This is a genomic window from uncultured Methylobacterium sp. (assembly GCF_964242245.1).
In the GTDB taxonomy this organism is placed as follows: domain Bacteria; phylum Pseudomonadota; class Alphaproteobacteria; order Rhizobiales; family Beijerinckiaceae; genus Methylobacterium.
Map to the genome: position 1 here is coordinate 1 of NZ_CAXTBY010000134.1, position 8,760 is coordinate 8,760.

8 protein-coding genes and 1 pseudogene are annotated in these 8,760 nt (G+C 72.7%); 4 read left to right on the forward strand and 5 right to left on the reverse strand.

The genetic code is table 11. The annotated features are described in order from the left end of the window. Positions 1-2,171 (reverse strand): DNA translocase FtsK (locus tag ACFE8Y_RS19075; protein ID WP_375465954.1); only part of this gene is annotated, 2,171 nt, incomplete at its 3' end. A 176-nt stretch (positions 2,172-2,347) separates the two neighbouring features. Here ACFE8Y_RS19075 and ACFE8Y_RS19080 point away from each other — a divergent pair. The 3 genes from ACFE8Y_RS19080 to ACFE8Y_RS19090 all read left to right on the forward strand — a co-directional run bounded on the left by ACFE8Y_RS19080 (position 2,348) and on the right by ACFE8Y_RS19090 (position 5,250). After that, a complete protein-coding gene (locus tag ACFE8Y_RS19080) occupies positions 2,348-4,408 on the forward strand; it encodes an NAD(+) synthase (protein ID WP_375465955.1) in 2,061 nt (686 codons plus the stop codon). A gap of 105 nt (positions 4,409-4,513) precedes the next feature. Beyond that, complete coding sequence (locus ACFE8Y_RS19085; protein WP_375465956.1) at positions 4,514-4,741, forward strand: hypothetical protein; 228 nt, start codon at positions 4,514-4,516, stop codon at positions 4,739-4,741. A gap of 92 nt (positions 4,742-4,833) precedes the next feature. After that, positions 4,834-5,250, forward strand: a complete 417-nt coding sequence (locus ACFE8Y_RS19090; RefSeq protein ID WP_375465957.1) for a PilZ domain-containing protein — start codon at positions 4,834-4,836, stop codon at positions 5,248-5,250. Here the strand turns inward: ACFE8Y_RS19090 and ACFE8Y_RS19095 are convergent, their stop codons facing one another. Further along, a complete protein-coding gene (locus ACFE8Y_RS19095) occupies positions 5,251-5,682 on the reverse strand; it encodes an HIT family protein (RefSeq protein WP_375465958.1) in 432 nt (143 codons plus the stop codon). Between the two features lie 122 nt (positions 5,683-5,804). On the opposite strand from ACFE8Y_RS19095, the gene ACFE8Y_RS19100 reads away from it, so the two are divergent. Continuing rightward, positions 5,805-6,785, forward strand: a complete 981-nt coding sequence (locus ACFE8Y_RS19100; protein WP_375465959.1) for a cation diffusion facilitator family transporter — start codon at positions 5,805-5,807, stop codon at positions 6,783-6,785. 6 nt (positions 6,786-6,791) lie between these two features. On the opposite strand, the gene ACFE8Y_RS19105 is transcribed toward ACFE8Y_RS19100, so the two are convergent. The 3 genes and pseudogenes from ACFE8Y_RS19105 to ACFE8Y_RS19115 form a co-directional block, all read right to left on the reverse strand. Then, a complete protein-coding gene (locus ACFE8Y_RS19105; protein WP_375465960.1) occupies positions 6,792-7,646 on the reverse strand; it encodes an SDR family NAD(P)-dependent oxidoreductase in 855 nt (284 codons plus the stop codon). A gap of 16 nt (positions 7,647-7,662) precedes the next feature. Continuing rightward, a complete protein-coding gene (locus ACFE8Y_RS19110; RefSeq protein ID WP_375465961.1) occupies positions 7,663-7,842 on the reverse strand; it encodes a DUF1328 domain-containing protein in 180 nt (59 codons plus the stop codon). A 108-nt stretch (positions 7,843-7,950) separates the two neighbouring features. Then, positions 7,951-8,510, reverse strand: a pseudogene (locus ACFE8Y_RS19115) (chloride channel protein); the annotation flags it as partial. Between the last annotated feature and the right edge of the window lie 250 nt (positions 8,511-8,760).

Consider the following 8,760-nt stretch of genomic DNA (forward strand, 5'->3'; position numbering starts at 1 on the left):
GCCAAGTCCGCGATGATCGGCTCGCCGCCGATGTTCTTGCCGAGGCACAGCGCGAGCCTGTGCTTGCTGGCGAAGAAGTCGGGAGCGGACAGAAGCTCCCGCAAAAAGACCGTCTCGCGGGTCTCGTTCGGCAGCTCGATGCCGATGACGTTGCGGCCGGGCACCACCGCGACGCGGGCCGAGACCGCCGACATCGAGCGGGCGATGTCGTCCGACAGGCCGATGACGCGGGAGGATTTTGTGCCCGGCGCCGGCTCCAGCTCGTAGAGGGTGACGACGGGGCCGGGGCGCACGGCGAGGATGTCGCCGCGCACGCCGAAATCCTGCACCGTCTGCTGGAGGTTGAGCGCGTTCTGCTCCAGCACGTCGGCATCGACCTCAGCGCTCCCGCCCGGCTCCGGCATGGCGAGCAGATCGAGGGCGGGCAGCTCGTAATCGGCGTTCTCGACCGAGGCGATGGGCAGGTGCCGCCCGGCCGGGATCAGGTGCGGGCGCACGACTGCCGGCATTGCGGGCGCCGCGGCCGCGGGCACGGGGGCCTCGACGGTCTCGACCGGCTCGGGCTCGGCAGCGTCAGGACGTGCCGCGTCCTCCGGGACGGGCTCGGGCGCGGGGACGGCCCTGCCGCGCAGCAGGACCGGGCGCGGCGCGATCGGCACGGCCGCCGGCGCGGGCGCCGAGGCGACCTGCGGCGCGGCGATGTCGAATGCGGACGCGAGGGTCGTGACCGCCGGCAGAGCGTCGTCCTCGTCGGAGGATACCGGCATACCCACGACGGGAGGCTCCACGGCCGGCGCCTCCGGCACCGGCGGCTTGGCCGCACGGATCGCCGCGCGGGCCGCCATCGCCGACAGGGCCGGGGCCGAACCGTGCGCGACGCCTGCCGGCTCGACCGGGGAGGGGAGGGGGGCGGTTCCGGGGCCGAACACCAGGGCGAGTGCCGGCCGCGCGGGGGCCGCGGCCGGCTCGGGGATGATCACCGGGTCCGGGATGGCGCTGGCGTTGTCCTGCCCGTCCGTCGGGCGGAGCGGCCGGTCGAAGCGTACGAGCCGGTCGAGGACGTAGACCGGCGCCGGCGGCAGCGAGCGCAGGTGGGAGATGTCCAGCGGCACCGAGACGTAGCGCTCGACCGGGAACGATCCCGCCCGGGGCGCGGCGGGAACGGGATCGGGGCCGGCCGGAAGCGGAGGCGGGGCGTCGCGATCCGCCGCGGGCTCGGCCTCCAGGGCGGCCCAGGCCTCGACGGAGGACCAGTCGCCGGCCTCGAACCAGGGCTGCACGTCGGCCCAGTCCGGCAGCTCGGACAGGTCGCGGGCCTCGGCGGGCGCCGGAGCGGTCCCGGCGGAGAGCTCGACGGAGGGACGGGACGTGCGCCGGTCCGGCGTGCGGAAGAACCGGACGCCGGGGGGCGCGACGAAGGGCTGGCGCCAGAGCGGCATGGGCGGCCCGGGCGGCGGGGTCACGATCGCCCGTTCCGCCTCGGCGGCCTGCCGCGCGTCCGCCTCAGTCCGCGCGCGCGCCTCGGTCTCGGCGGCGAGCGTCGCGGCGAGGGCTGCTACCCGCGCCTGCTCCCGGGCGGCGCGCTCGGCCTCCAGCGCCCGCTGACGGCGCTCCTGCAGGATGGTGTCGGGGGTGCGGGTGTAGCGCACGGCCGGGGGGACGGCGCCCGGCAGCGGGATCGGCCGCGGTCCGAACCGGGGCCTGTCGACGTCCTCGGGCGTGATCGCGGCGGGCCGGCGCGGCGAGCGCACCAGCACGCCGGGGGATGAGGCGGAGGCGTCGATCCGGCTCTCGGGCCGGTGACCCTCCAGCATGTCGAGGCTCGCGCGGTCGTCGAAGACATGGTCGGGCCACGCATTCTCGGGAAATGCGCTCTCGGATCGGACGTGGCCGGACCGGCCTCGGCCCGCGTCGCGATCGGGGGAGGATGCCGCCCCGGCGTCGCGTCCGAGGAGCGTGCTCGGCGGGGTGAGCCAAGTCGGCGCCGGGCGCGTGCCGGCGATGGCGTAGCTCGGGCGCTGCGGGCCGCCGACGAGGCGGCGCGTCAGGCTCGCGCGCAGCGACATCAGCCGGTGCGCCAGCGCGCCGAGCGTCAGGCCCGGACGGTCGCCGCCGCGGCCCGGGCGGGCGGGGTCGCGATGAGAATAGGGAGGCCGGCCCGATGCGCGCATGGGTTCTCGAAAACACTCGAAACACGGGAAGCCGCCCCGGCGGGGACGGTGGAGCCGAGTTAGGCCGATCGTCGTTAACAAGGGTTGAAACGATGGACGGGACGGTGCCGCTGGAGGGCGCGGCCCGCACGCGCTAAGGTCGGCGCCTCCGCGTCGCTCGAAGGGCCGGCATCGCCTTGGCAAAGCCCGATCTTCCCGAGACCTTCCGGTCGCTCTACGCCCACGGCTTCGCCCGCGTCGCTGCCTGCACCGGCCGCAGCCACCCGGCCGAGCCGGAGCGCAACGCCGACGCGGTCCTGGCGCTCGCGGAGACGTGCCACGCCCAAGGAGCGGTGCTGGCGGTGTTCCCGGAGCTCTGCCTCTCGGCCTACGCGATCGAGGACCTGCTGCTGCAGGCGACGCTCCTCGACGCGGTCGAGGCGGCGGCGGCCCGGGTGATCGCGGCGTCGGCGCGCCTGCGGCCCCTGCTCCTCGTCGGCGCGCCGGTGCGCTGGCGCGGCCGGATCTACAACGTGGCGCTGGCGATCCAGGGCGGACGGCTGCTCGGGGCGGTGCCGAAGACCTACCTGCCGAACTACCGCGAGTTCTACGAGAAGCGGCACTTCGCGTCAGGCGCCGGGATTGCCGGCGCGTCGATCGCGGTCGCGGGCCACGCGGCGGCCTTCGGGACGGACCTGCTGTTTGCCGCCGACGACGTGCCGGGCCTCGTCGTCGGGGTCGAGATCTGCGAGGACCTGTGGGTGCCGGAGTCGCCCAGCATGCGCGCCGCGCTCCAGGGCGCCACCGTGCTCGCCAACCTGTCCGGCAGCCCGATCACCGTGGGCCGGGCGGAGTCGCGGGAACTCCTGTCGCGCGCCGCCTCGATGCGGGGCCTGTGCGCCTACGTCTACGCCGCCGCGGGCCTGGGCGAATCGACCACGGACCTCTCCTGGGACGGGCAGACCAGCATCGACGAGAACGGCGTGCGGCTGGCCGAAGGCGAGCGCTTCGCCGCCGGGCCGGTGGCCACGATCGCCGACATCGACCTCGACCTGATCGCCCAGGAGCGGCTCCAGAGCGGAAGCTTCGACGACAACGTGCGGCTGGACGCGGGGCCGGCCTATCGCCGGGTGCCCTTCCGGCTCGATCCGCCGGCAGACGATCTCGGCCTGAGGCGGCCGATCGAGCGGTTTCCGTTCGTGCCCGCGGACACGGCGCGCCTCGCGCAGGATTGCTACGAGGCCTACAACATCCAGGTGGCGGGGCTGGCCCAGCGGCTCGAGGCCACCGGCACGCGCAAGGCCGTGATCGGCGTCTCCGGCGGGCTCGACTCGACGCACGCGCTGATCGTGATCGCGAAGGCCTTCGATCGCCTCGGATACCCGCGCAGCGACATCCTGGCCTACACCCTGCCGGGCTTCGCGACCTCGGCCGGGACCAAGGCCAACGCCCACGCGCTGATGCGCGGCCTCGGCACCACCGCCGCCGAGATCGACATCCGGCCGGCGGCGCGTCAGATGCTCGCCGACATGGGCCATCCGTTCGCCGGCGGCGAGGCGGTCTACGACGTCACCTTCGAGAACGTGCAGGCGGGCCTGCGCACCGACTACCTGTTCCGGCTCGCCAACCAGAACGGCGGCTTGGTCGTCGGCACCGGCGACCTGTCGGAACTGGCGCTCGGCTGGTGCACCTACGGCGTCGGCGACCAGATGAGCCACTACGCGGTCAACGCGGGCGTGCCCAAGACCCTGATCCAGCACCTGATCCGCTGGGTGATCGCGTCCGGCCAGTTCGGCACGGAGGAGGGGCGGGTGCTGAGCGCGGTGCTCGACACCGAGATCTCGCCGGAGCTGGTGCCGGCCGACGCGGACGCGGCGCCGCAGAGCACGGAGGCCAGGATCGGCCCCTACGCGCTTCAGGACTTCAACCTGTTCTACACGCTGCGCCACGGCTTCCGTCCGTCGAAGATCGCGTTCCTGGCGCTGCACGCCTGGGGGGCGGTGACGGCCGGGTCCTGGCCGCCCGACTTCCCGGCGGACCGGCGGATCGCCTACGACCTCCCCGAGATCCGGCGCTGGCTGGGCGTGTTCCTCGCCCGCTTCTTCGGCTTCAGCCAGTTCAAGCGCTCGGCGCTGCCCAACGGCCCGAAGGTGTCGGCCGGCGGCGCCCTCTCGCCGCGGGGCGACTGGCGCGCGCCGTCGGACGGCTCGGCGCGGATCTGGCTCGACGAATTGGAGCGCAACGTCCCCGAAACGTGACCGACACAAACCGGACAGAGTGTGAGATTATCCACACGGTCAAGCTGATTTCGGCGCGCGGGCGCCGGCATCGGTTCGAGGGGTCGGCCAAGCGGAGGAACTCCGATGCGAAGCTACAACCTGTTCCGCCTGAAGAGCGTCGAGGGCCTGTGCTGCGCGGTGCCCGAGGCCTGCTCCGTGCCCGCCTTCCTCGGCGGCGGGCGCTGGACCTTCGGCGGCAAGCTCGGCGCGGACACCGGACTGCCCCTCGACTTCGACGGGCGCGCCGCGGAGACCGGCGTCCGCTTCAACGGCTTCTACCTGTTCCAGACCATGGATCGACGCTTTTTCTGAGGGGAAGCCGGAGAGTCGCGGGTCGCAGCGAGCTTTCCTTAAGGGCTGCCGTGGGATGATCGGTCAATTGGATCGATCTGGGGGCCGCGTTCATGCAGGCGGAGCATCATCGCAGCGAGGCGCGCCAGAGGGTCTTCCTCAAGGGCCGCATCATCTTCAACAACGGCGCGTCGAGCATGGATTGCCTCGTGCGCGACCTGTCCGCGTCCGGGGCGCGGCTCGCGCTCAGCCAGAGCGCGACGCTCCCCGAGATGTTCGAGCTCTACATCCCGCAGAAGGAGCGGACCTTCCGCTCATTCCTGCGATGGCGGCGGGAGGACGGCGTCGGCGTGACGTTCAACAATCAGGCGACCAAGCCCGCACCGATCCAGCCGGCGCCCGACGTGCCGGTGGCGGACGCGTCGGTCTCGATCCTGCTGCGCCGCGTGAGCGAGTTGGAAGCCGAGAACGCCGCCCTCCGCCGCCTGCTCGCCGGCATGCCGCAGCCGGAGAGCACCTCGGCGGCCTGATCACCGATCGAGCGCCGCGCGGATGCGCTCCGCGTGGCCTGCCAGCACCGCCGGGTCGGCCATCCCGCCCTCGTGGCGCGCGAGCGGCACGCCGTCGAAGCGCGGCACGACGTGGACGTGCAGGTGGAACACGGTCTGGCCGCCGGCCGCCTCGTTGAACTGAAACACCGTCAAACCGTCCGCCGCGAAGGCTGCCTTCACCGCGCGCGCCACCCGCTGCACGCTGCCTGCCAGCGCCGCGAGCGCGGCGGGTTCGGCGTCGAGGAGGCCGCGGGCGGGGGCCTTCGGGATCACCAGGGTGTGGCCCGGGCCCTGGGGCATCGCGTCCATGAAGGCCAGCGTGTCCGCATCCTCGTAGACCCGATGCGCCGGGATCTCGCCGCGCAGGATGCGGGCGAAGACGTTCTGGGGGTCGTAGGCCGTGTCGGTCATGCGGGCTCCGCTCGGTCAGCGCCGGGCAGAATGCACCGCCTCGCCGGCGGCGTCCACGAACGGGAACCCCCGCCCGAGCGCGGCGCTTGGGCGAGGGTTGCCGCGACGGATCGGGGAACGGAATGGCTCACGCGAGCACGAGCGCGATCTACACCGCGGCCGGCGCCAACCTCGCCATCGCTGTGGCGAAGTTCGCGGGCGCCTACGTGACCGGCTCCTCGGCGATGCTGGCCGAGGGCGCGCACTCCGTGGTCGACACCGCCAACCAGATCCTGCTGCTGGTCGGTTTGAGGCGCGCGACGAAGCCCGCCGATGCCAAGCATCCCTTCGGCTACGGCCGCGAGGTCTACTTCTACGCCTTCATCGTCGCGCTGCTGATCTTCCTCGGCGGCGGCATCTTCGCGGTGTACGAGGGTGTTCACAAGATCCGGCATCCAGAGCCGGCGGCCGACGCGAGCCTGTTCGGCCATCCCCTGCCCGGCTTCTGGGTGAACGTCGCGATCCTCGGTTTTTCCGTCGCGGCGGAGGGCGCCTCGTTCCTCGTCGCCATGCGCGCGTTCTGGGCCGAGAAGGGCGAGCGGGGGCCGCTCAGCGCGGTCCGCCGCAGCAAGGACCCGGCCCTGTTCACGATCCTGGTCGAGGACTTTGCCGCCCTCCTCGGCCTCGTCATCGCGCTCGCGGGCGTGATCCTGGCCCACATCCTCGACCTGCCGGTGCTGGACGGCTGGTCGTCGGTCGGCATCGGCCTCGTGCTGGTCGGCATGGCGGTCTTCCTGATGATCGAGACCCACGGCCTGCTGATCGGCGAGGCCGCGGACCCGGAGGTCGTGGCCGTCATCCGGGAGATCGTGCGGACGGAAGCGGGCGTGTCCCACGTCAATGAAGTCCTGACGCAGCACATGGGCCCGGCCGACATCCTCGTGAACGTCAGCCTCGACCTGGACGACGCGCTCAGCGCCAGCGCGGTCGAGCGGCTGGTGGCGCACCTCGACCGCACGCTGAAGGCTCGCATCCCGGACGTGACGCGGGTGTTCGTCGAGGCGCAGGCGCGCGCCGCATCGATCGAGGGCGTCCGCGGGCGGGGTGCCGCGGACAGGGTCTGAGACCGGTCAGGCGGCGTGGCCGACCTGCGCGAGGCTGAGCGCGAAGGTGCGCTCCTGGACGGCCTCGTCGCGGCTGTAGGCCGACGAGCTAGTCTCGCGGCTCCTGGCGAAGTAGCGGCCGCTCACGCCCTCCACGGAGGGTGCCGTGGCCAGGTGCAGCGAGGTCGCGGCACCGTCGGCGGGCTTGGTCAGGAAGGGGCGGATCAGACCCCAGGCGGTGCCGAACAGGCCGCCGGTGTTCTTGGCGAAGCCCGTGTCGATCACGCCCGGATGCAGGGCGTTGACGGTGACGGTGCTGCCCGCGAGCCGGCGGGCCAGCGCGTAGGTGAACAGCACGTTGCCGAGCTTGGCCTGCGAATAGGCCCGCAACGCGCCGTAGGAATGCTCGCCCTGGAGGTCGTCGAAGGCGATGCGGCCGCGGGTGTGGGCGGCCGACGCCACGTTGACGATGCGGGCCCCGGCCCCCGGCCGCCCGGAGGCCTTCAGGAGGTCGAGCAGTTCGAGGGTGAGCAGCACGTAGCCGAGATGGTCGAGGGCCCAGGTGCGCTCGAAGCCGTCGATGGTGGTCTCGCGCCGGTCGAAGATCGCGCCGGCATTGTTCACCAGCACGTCGAGGCGCGGGTACAGCGCGCGGATTTCATCGGCGAGACGCCGGATCTCGGCCTGCGCGGCGAGGTCGGCGACGAAGCCGTCGATGGTCACCCCGGGCGCGGCTGCGCGGATCGCGTCGGCGCAGGCGCGGACCTTGCCCGCGTCCCGCCCGACGATCCCGACGCGGGCACCGGCCCGCGCCAAGCCCAGCGCCGTCTCGTAGCCGATGCCGGACGTGGCACCGGTGACGAGGCAGGTCTTTCCGCCCATCGCGCCGGCCATGCGCTCAGAACACCGCCTGCCCGACGGCGAAGGCGATCACCACGATGACGATGGCGACGAGGAGGAAGATCCCGAACAGGATGCGGGCAAGCGACCCGGCGCCCGAGGCGATGCCGGTGAAGCCGAGGCCGCCAGCGATCACCGAGACCACGAAGCAGATGAGGGCCCACTTGAGAAGGGTCATGCCGACAACTCCGGATGGAACCGGCAATCCGGCCGGCTTGCAATCGAGCGATAACCCTGGGGCAAGCTCAACCGTTCCGCACGACGGGGGACACCCAGCCTTTTCTTCTCACGCCGTGGGCGTGGCCGGCTCGGCCCGCGCCAGCATGATCTCGGCCGGCGTATGATGGAGGCCGCCGCGGCAGACGGACTTGGAGGCGCCGTCGGCCGCAAGCGCTGCGATCATCAGCGGGATCATCATCGCGTGGTCCTCGGTCACCTCGGTGACGAAGGCGGTGATCGGCGCCCGCAGCACGCCCGTGAGGTAGGCGACCATGCCGACGAGGACCAAGGCCCCAATCGGCACGTCCGGGAACAGGCCCTGCGCGGCCCCGCCGAGCCCGGCTCCGACCGCGAGCGAGGGCGCGAACAGTCCGCCCGGGATGCCGCTGATCGCGGACAGGAGCGTGGCCGAGAACTTCAGTGGCGCGCAGCCGAGGCGGGTGGGGGCGTCGCCGTGCAGGAGCGCGCGGGCCTCCTCGTAGCCGGTGCTTTAGGCCGCGCTGCCGGATGCCAGCCCGCAACAGGGCCATGCCGAAGCCGCAGAGCGCGGCGAACGCCACCGGGTGCCGCCCGATGGCGCGTCCGGCCCGGCAACCCGCGGGCGAACCGGATCACGAGGCGGCTGAAGCCTGTCGAAGGACGCGGGGCGGGGTCTCGACGAAGATCCCCTTCAAAACCGACTGTTCCGGCCTGCCCCTCGCCTTCGTCCTGACCGGTGGAGAAGCCGGCGACAGCCTCCTGTTCGAGACCCTGCTGGATCTTGGGCCGGAGGTGATACGGTTTCCGGCTGATTGGTTCGAGGGGCGGCGCGCGCCGTCATCCGCGCGTCCTTCCCTCTCCCCTCTGCGGGAGAGGGTGGCCCGCGAGCTAAGTCGGG

Excerpts from the sequence above, each read along its gene's own strand:
- ACFE8Y_RS19085 (WP_375465956.1), top strand. The coding sequence starts at position 4,514 with ATGCGAAGCTACAACCTGTTCCGCCTGAAGAGCGTCGAGGGCCTGTGC.
- ACFE8Y_RS19090 (WP_375465957.1), top strand. The coding sequence starts at position 4,834 with ATGCAGGCGGAGCATCATCGCAGCGAGGCGCGCCAGAGGGTCTTCCTC.
- ACFE8Y_RS19095 (WP_375465958.1), bottom strand. The coding sequence starts at position 5,682 with ATGACCGACACGGCCTACGACCCCCAGAACGTCTTCGCCCGCATCCTG.
- ACFE8Y_RS19100 (WP_375465959.1), top strand. The coding sequence starts at position 5,805 with ATGGCTCACGCGAGCACGAGCGCGATCTACACCGCGGCCGGCGCCAAC.
- ACFE8Y_RS19105 (WP_375465960.1), bottom strand. The coding sequence starts at position 7,646 with ATGGGCGGAAAGACCTGCCTCGTCACCGGTGCCACGTCCGGCATCGGC.
- ACFE8Y_RS19110 (WP_375465961.1), bottom strand. The coding sequence starts at position 7,842 with ATGACCCTTCTCAAGTGGGCCCTCATCTGCTTCGTGGTCTCGGTGATC.